The sequence below is a fragment of the Acinetobacter pengchengensis genome, assembly GCF_982235305.1.
The window spans coordinates 1,174,665-1,192,166 of sequence record NZ_CEVATJ010000001.1 but is presented as its reverse complement, the minus strand read 5'-3'; the positions used below and the strand labels follow the sequence as shown (position 1 = coordinate 1,192,166).

At 35.9% G+C, this 17,502-nt stretch carries 14 protein-coding genes, 1 tRNA gene and 6 pseudogenes; 10 read left to right on the top strand and 11 right to left on the bottom strand.

What is annotated here, in order from left to right; translation table 11 throughout:
• Window positions 1-247 precede the first annotated feature (247 nt).
• Together AC0T5Z_RS05790 and AC0T5Z_RS05785 are read left to right on the top strand one after the other, a co-directional pair.
• Window positions 248-1,771: a cryptochrome/photolyase family protein gene (locus tag AC0T5Z_RS05790; RefSeq protein ID WP_435337535.1), complete on the top strand. Its 1,524-nt coding sequence runs from the start codon at window positions 248-250 to the stop codon at window positions 1,769-1,771.
• A gap of 3 nt (window positions 1,772-1,774) precedes the next feature.
• Window positions 1,775-1,909, top strand: a complete 135-nt coding sequence (locus tag AC0T5Z_RS05785) for a DUF2256 domain-containing protein (protein WP_435337534.1) — start codon at window positions 1,775-1,777, stop codon at window positions 1,907-1,909.
• A gap of 14 nt (window positions 1,910-1,923) precedes the next feature.
• Here the strand turns inward: AC0T5Z_RS05785 and AC0T5Z_RS05780 are convergent, their stop codons facing one another.
• Both AC0T5Z_RS05780 and AC0T5Z_RS05775 read right to left on the bottom strand, forming a co-directional pair.
• Window positions 1,924-2,178 (bottom strand): TIGR03643 family protein, encoded by a 255-nt coding sequence (locus AC0T5Z_RS05780; RefSeq protein ID WP_435337533.1) that lies wholly within the window; start codon window positions 2,176-2,178, stop codon window positions 1,924-1,926.
• Window positions 2,179-2,360: 182 nt separating this feature from the next.
• Window positions 2,361-2,499 (bottom strand): annotated as a pseudogene (locus tag AC0T5Z_RS05775) (hydroxyisourate hydrolase); the annotation flags it as partial.
• Window positions 2,500-2,502: 3 nt separating this feature from the next.
• Here AC0T5Z_RS05775 and AC0T5Z_RS05770 point away from each other — a divergent pair.
• Both AC0T5Z_RS05770 and AC0T5Z_RS05765 read left to right on the top strand, forming a co-directional pair.
• Window positions 2,503-2,763: pseudogene (locus AC0T5Z_RS05770) on the top strand (integrase core domain-containing protein); the annotation flags it as partial.
• A 105-nt stretch (window positions 2,764-2,868) separates the two neighbouring features.
• Window positions 2,869-4,074, top strand: coding sequence for an IS256 family transposase (locus AC0T5Z_RS05765; protein WP_160127165.1), 1,206 nt, complete (start codon window positions 2,869-2,871; stop codon window positions 4,072-4,074).
• Between the two features lie 45 nt (window positions 4,075-4,119).
• On the opposite strand, the gene AC0T5Z_RS05760 is transcribed toward AC0T5Z_RS05765, so the two are convergent.
• The 4 genes from AC0T5Z_RS05760 to AC0T5Z_RS05745 form a co-directional block, all read right to left on the bottom strand.
• Window positions 4,120-4,299 (bottom strand): hypothetical protein, encoded by a 180-nt coding sequence (locus AC0T5Z_RS05760; protein WP_029574381.1) that lies wholly within the window; start codon window positions 4,297-4,299, stop codon window positions 4,120-4,122.
• 10 nt (window positions 4,300-4,309) lie between these two features.
• Window positions 4,310-4,603, bottom strand: coding sequence for a hypothetical protein (locus tag AC0T5Z_RS05755; RefSeq protein ID WP_010111322.1), 294 nt, complete (start codon window positions 4,601-4,603; stop codon window positions 4,310-4,312).
• 108 nt (window positions 4,604-4,711) lie between these two features.
• Window positions 4,712-5,002 (bottom strand): hypothetical protein, encoded by a 291-nt coding sequence (locus AC0T5Z_RS05750; protein ID WP_286432383.1) that lies wholly within the window; start codon window positions 5,000-5,002, stop codon window positions 4,712-4,714.
• Window positions 5,003-5,070: 68 nt separating this feature from the next.
• A complete protein-coding gene (locus AC0T5Z_RS05745) occupies window positions 5,071-7,950 on the bottom strand; it encodes a tyrosine-type recombinase/integrase (RefSeq protein ID WP_473786268.1) in 2,880 nt (959 codons plus the stop codon).
• A 159-nt stretch (window positions 7,951-8,109) separates the two neighbouring features.
• Between AC0T5Z_RS05745 and AC0T5Z_RS05740 the strand changes: the two are divergent.
• The 3 genes and pseudogenes from AC0T5Z_RS05740 to AC0T5Z_RS05730 all read left to right on the top strand — a co-directional run.
• A pseudogene (locus AC0T5Z_RS05740) lies at window positions 8,110-9,099 on the top strand (IS256 family transposase); the annotation flags it as partial.
• Between the two features lie 25 nt (window positions 9,100-9,124).
• Window positions 9,125-10,330 (top strand): IS256 family transposase, encoded by a 1,206-nt coding sequence (locus tag AC0T5Z_RS05735; RefSeq protein ID WP_160127165.1) that lies wholly within the window; start codon window positions 9,125-9,127, stop codon window positions 10,328-10,330.
• A 25-nt stretch (window positions 10,331-10,355) separates the two neighbouring features.
• Window positions 10,356-10,622, top strand: a pseudogene (locus AC0T5Z_RS05730) (transposase); the annotation flags it as partial.
• Window positions 10,623-10,654: 32 nt separating this feature from the next.
• Here the strand turns inward: AC0T5Z_RS05730 and AC0T5Z_RS05725 are convergent.
• From AC0T5Z_RS05725 to AC0T5Z_RS05710, 4 genes are all read right to left on the bottom strand, one after another.
• On the bottom strand, window positions 10,655-11,083 hold the full coding sequence (locus AC0T5Z_RS05725) for a hypothetical protein (RefSeq protein ID WP_435337619.1): 429 nt from the start codon (window positions 11,081-11,083) through the stop codon (window positions 10,655-10,657).
• The gene (locus AC0T5Z_RS05720; protein ID WP_435337620.1) at window positions 11,080-13,374 is read right to left on the bottom strand and encodes a hypothetical protein; all 2,295 of its coding nucleotides are present in this window, start codon (window positions 13,372-13,374) and stop codon (window positions 11,080-11,082) included. Before AC0T5Z_RS05720 ends, AC0T5Z_RS05725 begins: the two co-directional genes overlap by 4 nt.
• Window positions 13,375-13,397: 23 nt before the next feature.
• Window positions 13,398-13,910 carry a hypothetical protein gene (locus AC0T5Z_RS05715; protein ID WP_131262052.1) on the bottom strand — a complete coding sequence of 171 codons (513 nt, stop codon included), beginning with the start codon at window positions 13,908-13,910 and terminating at the stop codon, window positions 13,398-13,400.
• Between the two features lie 216 nt (window positions 13,911-14,126).
• Window positions 14,127-14,333 (bottom strand): helix-turn-helix domain-containing protein, encoded by a 207-nt coding sequence (locus AC0T5Z_RS05710; RefSeq protein WP_010111312.1) that lies wholly within the window; start codon window positions 14,331-14,333, stop codon window positions 14,127-14,129.
• A 720-nt stretch (window positions 14,334-15,053) separates the two neighbouring features.
• On the opposite strand from AC0T5Z_RS05710, the pseudogene AC0T5Z_RS05705 reads away from it, so the two are divergent.
• Window positions 15,054-15,589: pseudogene (locus tag AC0T5Z_RS05705) on the top strand (IS21 family transposase); the annotation flags it as partial.
• Window positions 15,574-16,014: pseudogene (locus AC0T5Z_RS05700) on the top strand (transposase domain-containing protein); the annotation flags it as partial. The pseudogenes AC0T5Z_RS05705 and AC0T5Z_RS05700, both read left to right, overlap by 16 nt.
• A 309-nt stretch (window positions 16,015-16,323) precedes the next feature.
• On the opposite strand, the gene AC0T5Z_RS05695 reads toward AC0T5Z_RS05700, so the two are convergent.
• Window positions 16,324-16,400 (bottom strand) — tRNA-Ile (locus tag AC0T5Z_RS05695).
• 450 nt (window positions 16,401-16,850) lie between these two features.
• On the opposite strand from AC0T5Z_RS05695, the gene AC0T5Z_RS05690 reads away from it, so the two are divergent.
• Window positions 16,851-17,429 carry a 1-acyl-sn-glycerol-3-phosphate acyltransferase gene (locus AC0T5Z_RS05690; protein ID WP_291339611.1) on the top strand — a complete coding sequence of 193 codons (579 nt, stop codon included), beginning with the start codon at window positions 16,851-16,853 and terminating at the stop codon, window positions 17,427-17,429.
• The last annotated feature ends 73 nt before the right edge of the window (window positions 17,430-17,502 follow it).

Sequence of the window (17,502 nt, the reverse complement as noted above, 5' to 3'; positions counted from 1 at the left end):
GATTAAAATCACATAATTTTCACACCAATTATGCCTTCAGGAATAATGCGAAGCGAGTTTCATCAACTGGCTGTAGCATTATAGAGATGAACAGTCTGTTATTGTAGCAATTATGATTTCTGTGCAATGTCAGCAGATCATCTGGTCGAGCTGAATTGACTGAACATGCGGGCTGATCTTTATTTTCACAAAAAATTGAACTAGCTGGCTTTACACTAGGCTATCTTTCATCGGGTCTGGAATGGCTATGCGTTTCGGTTTAATTCTGGGTGACCAGCTTCATCATCAGCTTGCTACGCTCAAAGCGCTAGATCGTAGCAGGGATGTGATCCTGATGGCCGAAGTTGTTGAGGAAGCCACTTATGTCGCCCATCATCCGCAGAAAATTGCCCTGATTTTTAGCGCCATGCGTCATTTTGCCAAAGAACTCAATGCAGAAGGCTGGCGTGTACGTTACCATGCTTTTAAATCTGATAGTCCGATTCGTAGCCTGCTGGATTTCGTAGAGTCACAGCAGCAACTCTTACCAGTCACAGAACTGGTCATTACGCACTGCGGGGAATATCGTTTACAGCACCAGATTGAACAGGATTGGAGCCAGCAGCTGCAATTGCCAGTACAATGCCTGAATGATGAACGTTTTTTCTGTAGTCTGGAGCAGTTCCGGCACTGGGCCAGCCGCTACCAGACACTGCGTATGGAATATTTTTACCGGGAAATGCGCAAGCAGACCGGTTACTTGATGCAAGGACAGCAGCCGTTTGGAGAACAGTGGAACTATGACAGCGCCAATCGTAAGGCCTGGGCTGGCAATCCCCCTTTGCCTGCACCACTTCACTTTGTACACGATCAGATTGATCTGGATGTACTTAAGCTGGTTGAGCGCGAGTTTTCCCGCCACTCTGGCAGCCTTGACAACTTCCGCTGGGCCACCACACGTAGCAATGCTCTGCTTGCACTGGAGCATTTCATTACCCACAGTTTGCCACATTTTGGCGATTATCAAGATGCCATGGTTCAAGACTCAGACAGGCTGTTTCACAGCCTGCTCTCACCTTATCTGAACTGTGGTCTGCTACTACCTAAAGAAGTCTGTGATGCGGCAGAAGCTGCATACCATGCCGGTCATGCACCACTGAATGCAGTGGAAGGTTTTATCCGACAGATTCTCGGCTGGCGCGAATATGTTCGCGGAATTTACTGGCTGTACATGCCAGAATATGCCAGCCGCAATGCACTGCAGCACTCAGCACCATTGCCACAATTTTACTGGACTGGCCGCACTCGGATGAACTGTATGGCTGAGTGTTTCCGTAATACTTTTCAGCATGCCTATGCACATCATATCCAGCGTTTGATGGTGACTGGAAATTTTGCCTTATTAACTGGTGTAGACCCGCAGCAGATCAGCGAGTGGTATCTGGCAGTCTATGCCGATGCCTATGAATGGGTAGAACTACCGAACACGCTGGGTATGGTGATGCATGCCGATAGCGGCTTGATGGCCAGTAAACCCTATGCGGCCTCGGGCAATTACATCCATAAGATGTCCGATTACTGTAAGCACTGTAGCTACAATGTCAAAACTCGCACAGAGCTAGATAGCTGTCCGTTCAATAGCCTGTACTGGTATTTCATGATCCGGAATGAGGCTAAATTTCGTACTCATCCACGTATGGGCATGATCTATCGACAGCTAGATAAACTTAAAGATCGGCATCAGATTATCAGCCATGCCCAGCAACTTCTTAGCCAGATCAATGAGTTATAAACGATGAAAAAACAGCATCTCCCTGAAAAAATCTGTATCCACTGTTTGCGCGCTTTTACTTGGCGCAAGAAATGGTACCGCTGCTGGGAGGAAGTACAATATTGTTCTGAACGATGTAAACGTGAGTCCAGACGGTAATCAAAATCAAACACTTAGAAACGCTTGTATTGGCGTGAACAATAGGCCCGTATCACATCAGGTAAACGCAGCTGCAGATGCTTGGTTTTTCGGCCTGTCACACGTGCACGCCACATTTTAAAGCTACTGGGTTTCATATTTTGCCGCATCAAGCGGATTACCGCCGCTTCATTCAAACCGAATTCACGTTGAATAGCTTCAAATGGGGTTCGATCTTCCCAAGCCATTTCGATAATTCTGGATAAGTCTTCTTCAGAAAATTGATTCATGCCATTCTCATTTTTAATCACCATGAAACTTCAATAAGCCTTATAAACTCATTTACATAACTTGATTTAACTTTAATATGACTAAAAGCATAACAATACGATCATGAATTTTTTGTGATTTTTCTCTAGTTTTACGAACTCAGCACAAATAAAAGGGCTAGTTAGACCAGCCCTTTTAAGTCTTAGTTACCTCTATAAGTCGAATATCCATAAGGACTTAAAAGTAGATGAATATGATAATGGCTGACACTTCCATCCACTTTAAAAATGATAGGAACTTCAGGAAAGAAAGTATCTTGATTATTTTTTAAACCAGTCCTGCAAAATTTACGAGCATCAGTCGGTAAAACTGGTGATTCATACGATAATGCTCTGGCTGAAACGGTGAATGGCTTATACAAAACAGAGGTGATTGAATATTTAAAAGCAGATTGGCAAGGTTTAGCAGATGTACAACTTGCGACATTAAAATGGGTAGATTGGTTCAATAAAGAGCGTGTACATAGTGCAATTGGTTATGTGTCACCTTTTGATTTTGAAGCAATGTACTATGATAAAATTAATCCGTTAGGTCAGGTAGCCTAACTTAAATAAAAAGGCTCCGACAAACCCGGTACGGTTCAGTTTTAAAGGTAGTGTTCAAAAAACTGTGTCATTTCCTTAAACTGTTAAAAACAGGAATGATGCATTATGGCAACTACATTTGATTTTGAAACAGCCTTAAAACAACTCCAGTCAGGACAAGCACTGACTGGAGAAAATGGCATACTCACCCCTTTAATTAAACAACTGACCGAAGCTGCTCTTGAAGCAGAAATCGAGAATTACATTGAAGCGAATCCGAAACAAGGTAATCGCCGCAATGGCTATACTCGCAAGACAGTAAAATCTACATCAGGTTCATTTGAGCTTGAAACCCCTAGAGATCGAAATGGTGAATTTGAGCCACAGTTAGTTAAAAAGAACCAGACCAAATTATCAGAAGAAATTGACAATAAAATCATATCACTCTATGCACTTGGTATGAGCTATCGTGATATTCAAAAGCATGTTGCTGATATGTATGGATTGGAGATTTCAGATGGTGCTATCACCAATATTACAGATAAGCTCCTCCCTCAGTTACAAGCATGGAAACAACGCCCACTCGATACAATTTATCCCTTTGTTTGGTTAGATGCCATACATTACAAAGTGAAGGATAAAGGTGTTTATGTGAGTAAAGCGATCTATACCATTTTAGCTTTAAATGTTGAAGGTAAGAAGGAACTACTCGGCTTGTATTTATCGGAAAGCGAAGGGGCGAACCATTGGCTTAGTGTACTGACAGACCTACAAAATCGTGGTGTTCAGGATATTCTGATTGCCTGTGTAGATGGACTAAAAGGTTTCCCCGAAGCCATAGCAGCGATTTACCCTCAAACAGAAATACAACTGTGTATCGTTCATCAAATTCGTAATTCTTTACGCTATGTTGCCAGTAAAGATCAGAAGGCATTTATGGCTGATTTAAAGCCAATTTACCGTGCTGATACCAAAGGGGCGGCAGAAGTAGCACTGGATGAGCTAGAAGAAAAATGGGGCGAAAAATATGGTGTGGTCATTCAGTCATGGCGTACCAAATGGCATCTACTATCCGCCTATTTCAAATACCCTAAAGCGATTAGGAAGCCGATTTACACCACCAATGCCGTTGAAGCCGTACATCGTCAATTCCGCAAACTAACCAAAACCAAAGGAGCTTTCCCCAATGAGGATAGTCTGATGAAATTACTGTATATTGGTATTCAACAGGCATCAGAAAAATGGACAATGCCTATTCAGGAATGGGGACAAACGATTACTCAATTATCCATTTACTTTGAAGGTCGATTAGATGATATAATTAAAATCTAGTCAAATTTACTGACACAGAATTTTGAACGCCCTCGTTTTAAAAACTCAATCCTCAAAAAACTCATTGATATCTTTCTCAGTTCTCACTTTCTTCATGGGAAGTTTATTTGCTGCTTTTAGTATCTTCATAATATGTTCATCCCTTCTTATTTCATCTTGCTGATCTTTTTTTGAGGATTCAGTGGCTATTTTTGCACTATCATTAGAAAAAAAATGATCTAACATAATATATACCTCACTCTACCGATTGCTTAGTGTCTTGAGCATTCTTAATCGAAGACGAACTATCAATTAAAGAATGCCCTCGTCTTAAAGCCAGTTCTTTTTGTATTTCTTGATCTGCGGTACTTGTATCGCCATGTTTATGTATATATTCAGCTCTTTTTTCCATAAAGTCCCGCTCACGTTGCTGGACATCAACATTCACTTCATTATTTTGCTTTTGACGAGTAGCTATATAGTTATAGATACCAACGCCGCAAATTACGATTAAAAAGAAACTGAGTTGCTTCTTGATACCTCTGCTCACAAAACGTCCTTAAACTTAACTTTTCAACCAAAATTTAGATGAAATTATTGTGATTAATTCAAAAAAAACCAATAAATACTTACAGCTTATAGCTCAACACAAAAACCGTCACTCATCTCTTAGGTTAAAATCTTTATACTCATGAGCATTATCAGAAAATTTAGCAAAAAAATTATTCCAAAAAAATAGAAAATTTATTTTTTCTGCATTTTGAATAGGTTCAGGTTCTGCATATCCAATAATCCAAAATGGCACTGTACTACAAATATTCTCAGGTATAAGTTTTTGCTGTGAAGCTGTTTCAGTACTGATAAGATATAAATTATCTTTTAGATGTACAACATGTCCTTTTGAGGCTTCTCGGATACAACGATCAGCATCTATATAGAAACATTTCATTGAGCATTCCTCCATTTTTTTAACTAGGCATCCAATTTCGATAATCGTTAAATTATTTAACGCTGCAATTAAGTCTTAGTTTGATTTATCTTCCATCTCCGATAGACGACTGCTAAAAATAAATCACTCAAAATTTTCTGGCAGGTATTATCTTTATAATTGTTATTACTAATTTTCAGACTTATCTCTTTTTTCTTTTTAGCCAATTTCAACTCAGTTTCAATCTCCTTCCATGAAAGTTTAGATATTTTTATTTTTTCATGAAAAACTTGCTTATAAATGACCTTTAACTCGCGACAGAATTTACCAAAATCCTGAAGATCTTGTTTGCTTTGAATATACACTTCCATACGTGCATCTATAAGATGTACACGGTGCTCAAAATAGTCAAGGATGAAATGATTTCTCATTAATATATTGAAAATTTTATAATTATTTTCAACTAGTAAATTACCTGTTCGATTTTTATCAATATACTTTAAGAGCTTGTCCAAAGTGTTATTTGGACTACAGTTTTCATCATGTTGAAAGTGACGATTTGCATAGAGTTTTACAGCTACTTTACTCCCTATTGTACTGATTAAAGTATCCTCCTCTCTACCTGATAGAGCGTTCAAAATATGATTGAAGCTTGCCATAAGCTGACGTCTTACCATCATGTCTTGATCTTCTTCGATCACCTCTTGCTCTGCGACATAAGTAATAAAACGATCTGGAAATATCATTTCTTGAATTATTCTCGAGCTTGAATTCAATTTTTCTACAATACTTTTTAGAGTAATTTTTTCTGTCACTTGCGATGTATTTAACTGTTTACTAAATAATTTAACCGGCAATAAAGCTCTGACTATTTTTGCAGATACTTTACTCTCTTCTATACATAGCGCATCAGCAACCAATAATGGTCCAAAATGTAAATAATGATTTACCGTCATTTCAATAGAAGAATGCCCCATAAGATGAGCCAGTTTCCTCCATACATCAGTACGAACACCAGTATTATCTAAGCTCGAAAGTAGATAAGTTTTAATTTTGCGAACTTGCTCTGGTGAATAATCAGTCCAAGATTTGATCAGTGAATCTGTTCCTTTCAAAACTAAAGCTAGATTGGTCGCAGCAGTGTGCCTAAAGCTATGAAATGAATAGTCGTGTGCTTGGTTCAACAATAACTGATCAAATATCTTCTTAATCAATTGACTCACAGATCGAGGTGAAATACTCCCACCCTCTTCAGAGAAAATCAAACAATCTTTGGCACCTAATGTATTTTGATTAATAGGCACCTTCATTTTTTTGTTAATCAAATGAATAACTGACATTAACTCAGCTTTAGTCAGTAATTGATCCAGGCACATTCCCCGTTTTGCATTAGTGGTTTTAATCTGACGAGTATAATTATTGTGGATAAAAATTTTGCAAATTTCATGTTTTTCATTGATAAAATAATAATGAGGATCATAACCAATTGTTTTATATTTAAAATTTATCATAGCTAAATCACTTAACTTTAATCCCAAAATTTCATTGAGTCTTAGCCCCGTTCTATACGCAAGGGTACAAATGACTTTAAGGATATTCTTCTGGTCTTTGGTCAACTGAGTTTGGATAGCTATTAAATTTTTAAATTGATTAAACATTACTGGAGTAACATAGGACGTTCTACACACTTGCAAATCAGTTGATTGCAGTTGATCTAAATAATTAACACGAGGAGCACCAAAATTACGTATTAAGCTATTGTGAAATTTTTTTAGATTACTTACCGCATGCCCATAACTATTATGTTTAATCTCCCTCCCATTTTGTGAATGTTTTCTGTTTTTCTTGCTACGATCGCCAATGGATTTGACAGCCAAAATATGACTGTAGATCTCTTCAAATTCTTCTTCATCTATGACTTGAAGGTCTAAATCATTACTCACAACATATAGAAACAGTTCGTCAATAAATGATGATTTATAGGTATCTAAAGAACTCAGCTTAATACCTTTTTTATTTTTACCAGAGTCAATCGATTTTATTTCTTTCAGGCACTCCAAATACCAAGTAATCACCACAATCTGAACACTAACAAGAGCGATATCTTTTGACGAGCTATATTGCTGGGAAGAATAACTGTTTTGAAGCAAGCTAAGATCCTTTGAAAATTCAGCTATAACTTCACTCACACTCACGTTATTAACATCCAAGTTTCTTACTAAACTCTTTTTAATATCTGCGGCACAGTGATAATCAGTATTCAAATTTCGAATCTGCTCCAACTTAGCCTTCTTCAATTCCGTATAGTAAAAATTATCTACAACAGCTTGATTGATGCTCTTTTTTTTAGACGTCTGAGTACTGCGATGTTTATCAATTCCTTCCAGTGCTTTTAAGGATGAATAAGAAAGCGCCGAGTAATTAAAAACTCCCTTAGATAAAGCAATAAGAAAACCATCTAATGTATTTTTCGTTCCAAAATATTGCACGTAATCTAAATGATCAAAAAGCTTATATCTATTCTTTGAAAAAATTTTAATAACAGCATGTTCGTGATCTACATCTTGTAAGCCCGATAAGATTTTTTGATCTAACATTTCCCTATTTAGATTGATTATAGAATCAATCAATTGTACCAATTCTTGATCTACTTGTCTTTTTTCTGGTTGTGTTTCTAACTCAATCTCGTTTACAAGTCGAATCAACATCAAAAAACTCATTGGGGTCAGATAAATTTGTTTAACTTGGTATGATTTTTCATCGTAAATTAAATTTGCATAAGACGAATTTTCTAGAGGATAACTATATAAGCAAGCAAATTTTGAAATATCTTTACCATATACAGATACAAGACCACCAGATAATTCAAATGGGGAAACTCTATCATTCGAATATGTTTCCCTCACTGATTTTAAAATTGAGAGCAAATCAGCTCGTGTCCGACATCCACAGTCAAAAATGAGAGCCAATAAGAACTGACGAAGTAGAAATTGTTTTTGTTCGAATGTCGCATACGGATTGAATTTACTTGTCTTAAGCCAATGCGGTAATTGCTTTTGCCAAAAATCAGGTAGTGTTCAAAAAACTGTGTCATTTCCTTAAACTGTTAAAAACAGGAATGATGCATTATGGCAACTACATTTGATTTTGAAACAGCCTTAAAACAACTCCAGTCAGGACAAGCACTGACTGGAGAAAATGGCATACTCACCCCTTTAATTAAACAACTGACCGAAGCTGCTCTTGAAGCAGAAATCGAGAATTACATTGAAGCGAATCCGAAACAAGGTAATCGCCGCAATGGCTATACTCGCAAGACAGTAAAATCTACATCAGGTTCATTTGAGCTTGAAACCCCTAGAGATCGAAATGGTGAATTTGAGCCACAGTTAGTTAAAAAGAACCAGACCAAATTATCAGAAGAAATTGACAATAAAATCATATCACTCTATGCACTTGGTATGAGCTATCGTGATATTCAAAAGCATGTTGCTGATATGTATGGATTGGAGATTTCAGATGGTGCTATCACCAATATTACAGATAAGCTCCTCCCTCAGTTACAAGCATGGAAACAACGCCCACTCGATACAATTTATCCCTTTGTTTGGTTAGATGCCATACATTACAAAGTGAAGGATAAAGGTGTTTATGTGAGTAAAGCGATCTATACCATTTTAGCTTTAAATGTTGAAGGTAAGAAGGAACTACTCGGCTTGTATTTATCGGAAAGCGAAGGGGCGAACCATTGGCTTAGTGTACTGACAGACCTACAAAATCGTGGTGTTCAGGATATTCTGATTGCCTGTGTAGATGGACTAAAAGGTTTCCCCGAAGCCATAGCAGCGATTTACCCTCAAACAGAAATACAACTGTGTATCGTTCATCAAATTCGTAATTCTTTACGCTATGTTGCCAGTAAAGATCAGAAGGCATTTATGGCTGATTTAAAGCCAATTTACCGTGCTGATACCAAAGGGGCGGCAGAAGTAGCACTGGATGAGCTAGAAGAAAAATGGGGCGAAAAATATGGTGTGGTCATTCAGTCATGGCGTACCAAATGGCATCTACTATCCGCCTATTTGGTAGTGTTCAAAAAACTGTGTCATTTCCTTAAACTGTTAAAAACAGGAATGATGCATTATGGCAACTACATTTGATTTTGAAACAGCCTTAAAACAACTCCAGTCAGGACAAGCACTGACTGGAGAAAATGGCATACTCACCCCTTTAATTAAACAACTGACCGAAGCTGCTCTTGAAGCAGAAATCGAGAATTACATTGAAGCGAATCCGAAACAAGGTAATCGCCGCAATGGCTATACTCGCAAGACAGTAAAATCTACATCAGGTTCATTTGAGCTTGAAACCCCTAGAGATCGAAATGGTGAATTTGAGCCACAGTTAGTTAAAAAGAACCAGACCAAATTATCAGAAGAAATTGACAATAAAATCATATCACTCTATGCACTTGGTATGAGCTATCGTGATATTCAAAAGCATGTTGCTGATATGTATGGATTGGAGATTTCAGATGGTGCTATCACCAATATTACAGATAAGCTCCTCCCTCAGTTACAAGCATGGAAACAACGCCCACTCGATACAATTTATCCCTTTGTTTGGTTAGATGCCATACATTACAAAGTGAAGGATAAAGGTGTTTATGTGAGTAAAGCGATCTATACCATTTTAGCTTTAAATGTTGAAGGTAAGAAGGAACTACTCGGCTTGTATTTATCGGAAAGCGAAGGGGCGAACCATTGGCTTAGTGTACTGACAGACCTACAAAATCGTGGTGTTCAGGATATTCTGATTGCCTGTGTAGATGGACTAAAAGGTTTCCCCGAAGCCATAGCAGCGATTTACCCTCAAACAGAAATACAACTGTGTATCGTTCATCAAATTCGTAATTCTTTACGCTATGTTGCCAGTAAAGATCAGAAGGCATTTATGGCTGATTTAAAGCCAATTTACCGTGCTGATACCAAAGGGGCGGCAGAAGTAGCACTGGATGAGCTAGAAGAAAAATGGGGCGAAAAATATGGTGTGGTCATTCAGTCATGGCGTACCAAATGGCATCTACTATCCGCCTATTTCAAATACCCTAAAGCGATTAGGAAGCCGATTTACACCACCAATGCCGTTGAAGCCGTACATCGTCAATTCCGCAAACTAACCAAAACCAAAGGAGCTTTCCCCAATGAGGATAGTCTGATGAAATTACTGTATATTGGTATTCAACAGGCATCAGAAAAATGGACAATGCCTATTCAGGAATGGGGACAAACGATTACTCAATTATCCATTTACTTTGAAGGTCGATTAGATGATATAATTAAAATCTAGTCAAATTTACTGACACAGAATTTTGAACGCCCTCGCCTATTTCAAATACCCTAAAGCGATTAGGAAGCCGATTTACACCACCAATGCCGTTGAAGCCGTACATCGTCAATTCCGCAAACTAACCAAAACCAAAGGAGCTTTCCCCAATGAGGATAGTCTGATGAAATTACTGTATATTGGTATTCAACAGGCATCAGAAAAATGGACAATGCCTATTCAGGAATGGGGACAAACGATTACTCAATTATCCATTTACTTTGAAGGTCGATTAGATGATATAATTAAAATCTAGTCAAATTTACTGACACAGAATTTTGAACGCCCTCAAAAATCATACAGCTTTAGCTTAAAATCATGTAATTCCCTTCCACTCTGCAGTTTAGTTTGCGTAGATTCAATATCTTTGATATTAGGTGGGAAAGAGCTGGTTTGAATCAGTGGTATATCATAATTACCAGCCAACCATTGTATCTTTGATTCAACCTCATGTTTATTTTGAACACATAAATCTGACCAATATTGCCATCCAGCTTTTAACTCATCAGCATCCAATTTTAGTGATTTGAAGTATTTATTAACTTTGGCTCTCGCCTTATATATCTTCTCTTTAATTTTATCGTCAAGCTTAAGCTTTAAATTATGCTCCACAACCTCTTCAACTAGCATATTTGAAATACTTTCAAATATGCTCTTTGCCATAGATTCCAATTCTTGCTTTAATTTTGAAAATCTCTCTAATTTTTCATTATTCATAAAGAAATCCCCACAGATATGAGTTCAAGATCTTTAAAAAGCTTGCTTAAAGCATCCTGAATTTGAGTTTTGTAAGCATATGGCTGTAAAGATGATGATTTAGAAAATCCAATTTCACCTTGTTGATCATGCGCATACCATGACTTGAAAACTGCATCTGGCAAATCAAGGGTATTTCTTACAAAATGTCGAATCCAATTGGGGTATAACGGCCCTATTTCAGGGAAGTTCTGTGCAAGGTAAGAAGCCACATCTTTCTGAGTTAAAGGACTTATTTTTATATTCATGAATCCTGCATTTTTCTTCCAATAATGAAGATAGTAGTTATCCTCACTTTTAGTTAACATCCCTGAATCCATAAGGTCTATAATGAATTTTTCATAAAGCTTTAATTCGTTAGCATAAAATTCAGTCAGTGGTGAAAAGCGGCCATGACGTCGTGATTGGCTATTTTTATCATGAATGTAGACTATGCCTGTAATGAAGTCATAGTTCTCCTTGATACTCGATGCAGCAATTGCTGGGCGTGCTCCTGAGGATAAAAGACAACAAATCCAAATCCAGACACTGAAAGCATTAAATCGTTCTTCAATTGATTTCTTATCCCTCAATACCTCAATGACCTGGTTGTTCAGTGAATTTAAGAATTTTTTCGCCTGATTAAATGACCAAGCTCGCTGACTTCCTACACGTTCATCACTTTTAGCTTGAATGAATTGAGGACGATCTAGCACATGACTCTCATGTTTATTCTGAAACCAAAGCCATACGTATTTCTCATACGAATCATTTAACTGTTTATAAGAAAAACCACCGTATGCCAGATCAGGTTGATGTGAAACTTGTTTACCAATGAGAAAATTCTTTTGTAAATCATCTTCACAAATTCGATGTAAATGAAATGAAAGCTGCGAGGCGATATGAGTAACAGATAGATTTCCAATACAATAACCAAAGAAACACTCTTTCAAATACTGATTAAAATCGGTGTTTGTATAGCCACTTAGTTGCGCTTTTTTGATTCGATCAATCCACATTGCAGGAATTTGGAATGTCCAACTGGAATGTTTATTCTGCCTATTTCCTTTTTTTGCAATTTCTCCCTCCAACTTTTTATTAACATCGGCATCGACGGTCCATAAATAATAATCACGACCAGAAGAATGTTTTAATTTCTTAATTTCAAAAAAGTAATCAATATATTGAAAGACAACAGCACTCATTCCTGTACATAATGACATTAAGAAACAGGCAGCCATGGCAGATTTTTCTATGTCTTTATTGTTCTGTAGTTCGTCATGTAAGACCTGATAAATAACTTTCAAAAAAGGTGGGTCAATATAATAAACATTACTCACAGTCGGTTCGTGTACATGATCGAGGTATCGACGCAATACTTGATGATCAACAAAAGAGGATACTCTGCGTGTACTCTCATCTTGACTAAAATCATATTCACGTTTTTTTATATCTTCATTTTCATCATCATCATCCTTTGCACGAGCATCCGAATAATCCGAGAAGCCTTCTGTGATCAAAGGTGGGGCAATGAAACTTAAAATAGAAACCTCTGTTTCCTCAAGTGAGGGTTGAGCTTTTTTTCTATTCACCTGTACTTTTTCATCATAGTAGAGATTTTCAACAGCCACCCTATATTCATCTAAATAGCGATTTAATGATTTTTCAATCTGATTATTTTTCTGTGCATTGAAAACTAGACAAGTAGCAATTGTTCGGTCTTTGTGATGTTTAGCATAATTACTAAATTCTTTTTTCGAAAGCTTTAATGGATCAACATCTATAATTGCTCTAAAATAGAAAACAAGATTGGTTAATACATCATCTACACATTTATCAAAGTTTTTACCCACCACTCTAAGTAATAAGTACAATGTATAGTTTATTCTTTGGACTTTTAATTCTGAATCATCAAGCTTCAAAAGCAATCCAGACAAAAACATTACATAATTTAAAATTTCAAAAGTTTTATTATTTATCTCAATTCGAGTACCATTATTTAATTTTTTAGAATTATTGCATAGCATCGAGACACTCAAAAACCCCAATATATGCTTATATTTAGTTCTTTGCTGATATCTGCAAATATTAAAATACAACATCTCACAGCGATCTATTAGAATTTCAAAACTATCTTTATCTATAAAACTCAAATGAAAATCTTGAACATATTCAAAATTTAAAACCGCTATTCTTTCACTATATCCAGAAATTTTTTTCTCAAAATCATTACAATAATTTTCAAGATCTTCCTGATTTAAAATTTCACTCATTTTAATTAACTCCAAAATAACTCTTAATATTCATTGAAATTCTTAGGCAATTTAAAAAATTTCACAAAATCACTTTTATATAATTTTTCATGATTAGAATATCCACGTTTTTTAAACACCTCCTTATTAATATAAAACCTTATTTCCGTCTTATCTTTTTGGTTTAAATATTCAAAAATCCTGTTAAACAAATAATTTCTTGATTCCTTCTTAATTGAAGCACTTTTTAAATAATGAAAAAGCTCGAACCAAAAAACATAACTTGTTTGAGCCTCAACCCAAACCTTCTGATCTTGCTTGATCGAATCCGGTAAATAAGCACATGCTGTTTTAAAACATTCAAGATCGTCACTGATTCGTTTAGCAATTGAAGTAAGTATTTGGCCCTGGACCTTCTTTTGCAGGGTTACACTAGAGCCAGTTTGATTAAGTACAGTCTTAAGTATGTCCAATTGAGTTTTTTCAACCACAATCTTCGAGTGACTCGTACTACGATGTTTGACTTTTTGCTTTGATTTTGAATATTTTTTGGACATTATTAACTCCAAATCCTACCCTATAAAAATTTCATTAAGACTTTTTTTGAGCATGACAAAGCCTAGAGCCTAAATCTAAATCCAATTTAAGCTGATGATATTTCTTAAAAAATAGGTATATAAATTTTATGGATGAGATAGTATTTCTTGTTATTGTGTGCTTTTTACCTCTAAATAGAGTGAACGCCAATAGCATGAAAAACTATCTCAATTTTTCTAGACTTCTTCTTTGACACAAGCAAATTTATAGACTTCTGCTTTACTCCATCGAAGACTGCGACCATGCCTAATAGGACTTATTGGTCCGTTTTCATACAATGCCCATTTACGTAATGTTTGTTCTGCATACCCTAATAAACGAGCAGCCTCACTAGTAGATAGCAATAATCTATCTTGAGTAATTTGTTTAACTTTATGTTTCATGTTGATTAAGATATCTGGTTTAATACATTTACATAAAACTAAATTTTTTAATTAATTTATATATATATATCTGATTTTTTTATGATCCTATACTACTAAATAAAATTTTAAAAATTAACAAAACAATTATAATATTGATTTATATAAGATATTTTTAAAAAAAGTATGAAACAACAAAAGTAAAACGAGTACCTTCTTAAGGACAGTCAATCACATCTATCTTCAACACCACTCAATTCCGAAGAATTACCATACATAACCACCTTATAAATCTCAATTCATTATCCACTTTCTTATTAAATTTAAAATATCAATCAATAAAATATATAAATTTATAATTTTTAAAAACTAATAAAAAATATTCACAATCTTATTGAGTAAATGAAATTTTATAAAAAACTATTATATTAAACACATAATTTTAATTATCATTTAGTAATGAGAATTTTTTTGCTATGGTGCTCAAACCAGATTATTTAAAAGTACAATTTCCTAATGAATAAGCTTATACCTAAAATTTATCATACAATTAATTAACCCCATTATGACAACATCTCAATAGGTTAAGTTAATATATCAATTGGGTTTGGTTATAATATTTTAGCGGCAGTGTAAAATATCCCTCTAACGGCATTTAAAAACTGCCACTAAGTTAATATAGTAGTCATTTGGAACTGCTCAAATATGTTAACTTTGGAGCAAGAAGTTACAGTTTAAACACTGTATAAACAAGGTTTATTTAAGGTAATGAGTTGAGAACTTGCGGAATCTAAAAATACCGTGCGTAAATATTTACAGCAAAAGTCCACACTACAGTATCGGCTTACAACCTAGAATAAGTATTCTTGACTCATATAAACCTTATTTTCTTGAACGCGTAAATACTCCTTATCCTGAATGGATTCCTGCCGTTGTACTCTACCAAGAAATTTTAGAGCTTGGATATCTAGGAAAGGTCAGGATCGATCTTAAGGGAATATCTTGCAACATTATAACCAGTCACCATACTGAAACCCTAAACTGCTCGACTGTGCTAAAAAATATGGCTTTCGCCCCAGCATATGTAAGCGCTACTCTGCACAAATCAAGATAAAGTTGAACGCTTTAATGGATACCTCAAATCAAGCTTTATTGTGTTATTAAAAGCAAGCTTGAAGACTTCGAGTTTACTGTTAGATGTTGATTGTTACCAATGGCCCCCTATTGGCCGGTGGCTGCATGAAACCGCTGTCAATCAGCGGATTCATGCCACTACTGTCAACAACCTAGTCAACCGTTCATGGAACAACTGTATTAATGGCTCAACCAACACCATCTAACGCGGCTATCGAGTTCTCTAACTGTTCGAACGATCAACTAAAGCTTAAAACGCTGGCAGGCACTCTACCGCTATCAGGTTGATGGTAACTTACCAATCAACCTAAGAAGCATTACTTCGTAAGGGTTCGAAAATCAGATGTGTCCGTAGGCCTTGGGACGTAAGAACTGGTTGTTTACTGACTCGCTGCGCAGTTGTAAGTGAGCGGCTAATATGATACGCCTCATTCAGTCAGCAAAGCTGAATGGATTGGATTCCTATGCCTATTTAAGTGATATGCTAAAAAGGCTGTCAACACATAAAGTGTCCCGACTAGATGAATTACGACCACACTGCTGGAAATCTAACTTAATTAAAAAATAACTATGAGGTTCAGCGGACGCTTACGTAGAAACTTGTAATAAACTGATCTAAAAAATGGGATCATATACATCATAATTCGTATCTCAAAGTATTGACTTAAATTGTGATTAAGCCATGCCAGAATTAGATCGCCTCCATACCCATGTTGTCACTTAAATTTGAGTAACTACAGGAAATTCTATTTTTCAAGTCTTTATACAACAAAACCAGTTAAGAATAATGTTGATTTAAGCTGCTTACCATTTGCTTACTAGAATACAAAAACAAAAAAACCACTTACGATTAGTACACGTAAGTGGTTGTTTTATATGGTGGGCCCAGACAGACTTGAACTGTCGACCAACGGATTATGAGTCCGCTGCTCTAACCAACTGAGCTATAGGCCCTAAAATTGAATTTGTTATAATTCAACAAGTTCAAGCGCAAAGAATACTAGCGAAGATTTTTAAAAAACACAAGCCATTTTCATAAATTGCTGTATAGATAGTCAACAGATAAATTTAATTATTGAAATATAAAAACTACACCTTCACTTTCCGAAACATTGCCAAATGCATATTTAAACGCTTCCCTTTACGCGCTTCGGCTTTGTTGAACAAGAATTTCATAACTATATCATTTTAAAAAAGTTTCGATTATTTTTACCTAAAATTAAATTCTTTTAAATCAGATGTTTACATGTTTACACAACAAAGCCGTTAACATTAAAACTAATAAAAGATATAATGTATCATCCACATCATTTTAGGTTGCTATATTTCAAACAATTTTTCTGTTGACTCTTATATAAAACAAGCAGAAATTATGCATTTACAGATCCTTCAGCTGTTATATTTATGTTGAAAAAATTTATAGGCGAGTCTGCATTCAAACTTGCAGGATGGCAATATCAGGTAGACCCTAACGTCCTCGAAAACAAACAAGTGATCGTGGGTTTTGAACACACCTCAATGATGGATGCAATCCTCTCACTTGCTCTGTTCCAAATTTATGATATTAAAATTCATACTTTAATTAAAAAAGAGCTTTTCAAAGGGCCGCTTAAACCTGTTTTAGAAAAAATCGGCGGCATTCCAGTAGACCGTAAATCTAGCAAAGATATTGTTTCGCAAATGGTTGAACTTTTTGATCAAAATGAAAATTTCAATTTGGTCATTGCACCCGAAGCAACTCGTGCAAAAACAGGTGAAGTCCGCAAGCCAATTCGTACAGGTTTTTGGCATATTGCCAAAGCAGCCAATGTGCCTATCGTATTAATGTATGCCAACTCAAAAACCAAACAAGGCGGGATTTTTGAAAAAATTTATCCGACAGATTTAGATCACGATATGGCACTTATCAAACAATTATATAAAGAACACGTAGGCTTAGATATTGTTATCCCTGAGCCAAAAACAGCGCCAAGCAATGGTTAAAAAACCTAAAACTCTGCCCTTTATCTAAAAAAAGGGCTTATGTTAGAATGGGCGCAATTTTGATAGGCATACT

Coding starts and splice junctions, on each gene's coding strand:
- AC0T5Z_RS05790 (WP_435337535.1), top strand. CDS start 248: ATGCGTTTCGGTTTAATTCTGGGTGACCAGCTTCATCATCAGCTTGCT.
- AC0T5Z_RS05785 (WP_435337534.1), top strand. CDS start 1,775: ATGAAAAAACAGCATCTCCCTGAAAAAATCTGTATCCACTGTTTGCGC.
- AC0T5Z_RS05780 (WP_435337533.1), bottom strand. CDS start 2,178: ATGAATCAATTTTCTGAAGAAGACTTATCCAGAATTATCGAAATGGCT.
- AC0T5Z_RS05765 (WP_160127165.1), top strand. CDS start 2,869: ATGGCAACTACATTTGATTTTGAAACAGCCTTAAAACAACTCCAGTCA.
- AC0T5Z_RS05760 (WP_029574381.1), bottom strand. CDS start 4,299: ATGTTAGATCATTTTTTTTCTAATGATAGTGCAAAAATAGCCACTGAA.
- AC0T5Z_RS05750 (WP_286432383.1), bottom strand. CDS start 5,002: ATGAAATGTTTCTATATAGATGCTGATCGTTGTATCCGAGAAGCCTCA.
- AC0T5Z_RS05735 (WP_160127165.1), top strand. CDS start 9,125: ATGGCAACTACATTTGATTTTGAAACAGCCTTAAAACAACTCCAGTCA.
- AC0T5Z_RS05725 (WP_435337619.1), bottom strand. CDS start 11,083: ATGAATAATGAAAAATTAGAGAGATTTTCAAAATTAAAGCAAGAATTG.
- AC0T5Z_RS05720 (WP_435337620.1), bottom strand. CDS start 13,374: ATGAGTGAAATTTTAAATCAGGAAGATCTTGAAAATTATTGTAATGAT.
- AC0T5Z_RS05715 (WP_131262052.1), bottom strand. CDS start 13,910: ATGTCCAAAAAATATTCAAAATCAAAGCAAAAAGTCAAACATCGTAGT.
- AC0T5Z_RS05710 (WP_010111312.1), bottom strand. CDS start 14,333: ATGAAACATAAAGTTAAACAAATTACTCAAGATAGATTATTGCTATCT.
- AC0T5Z_RS05690 (WP_291339611.1), top strand. CDS start 16,851: ATGTTGAAAAAATTTATAGGCGAGTCTGCATTCAAACTTGCAGGATGG.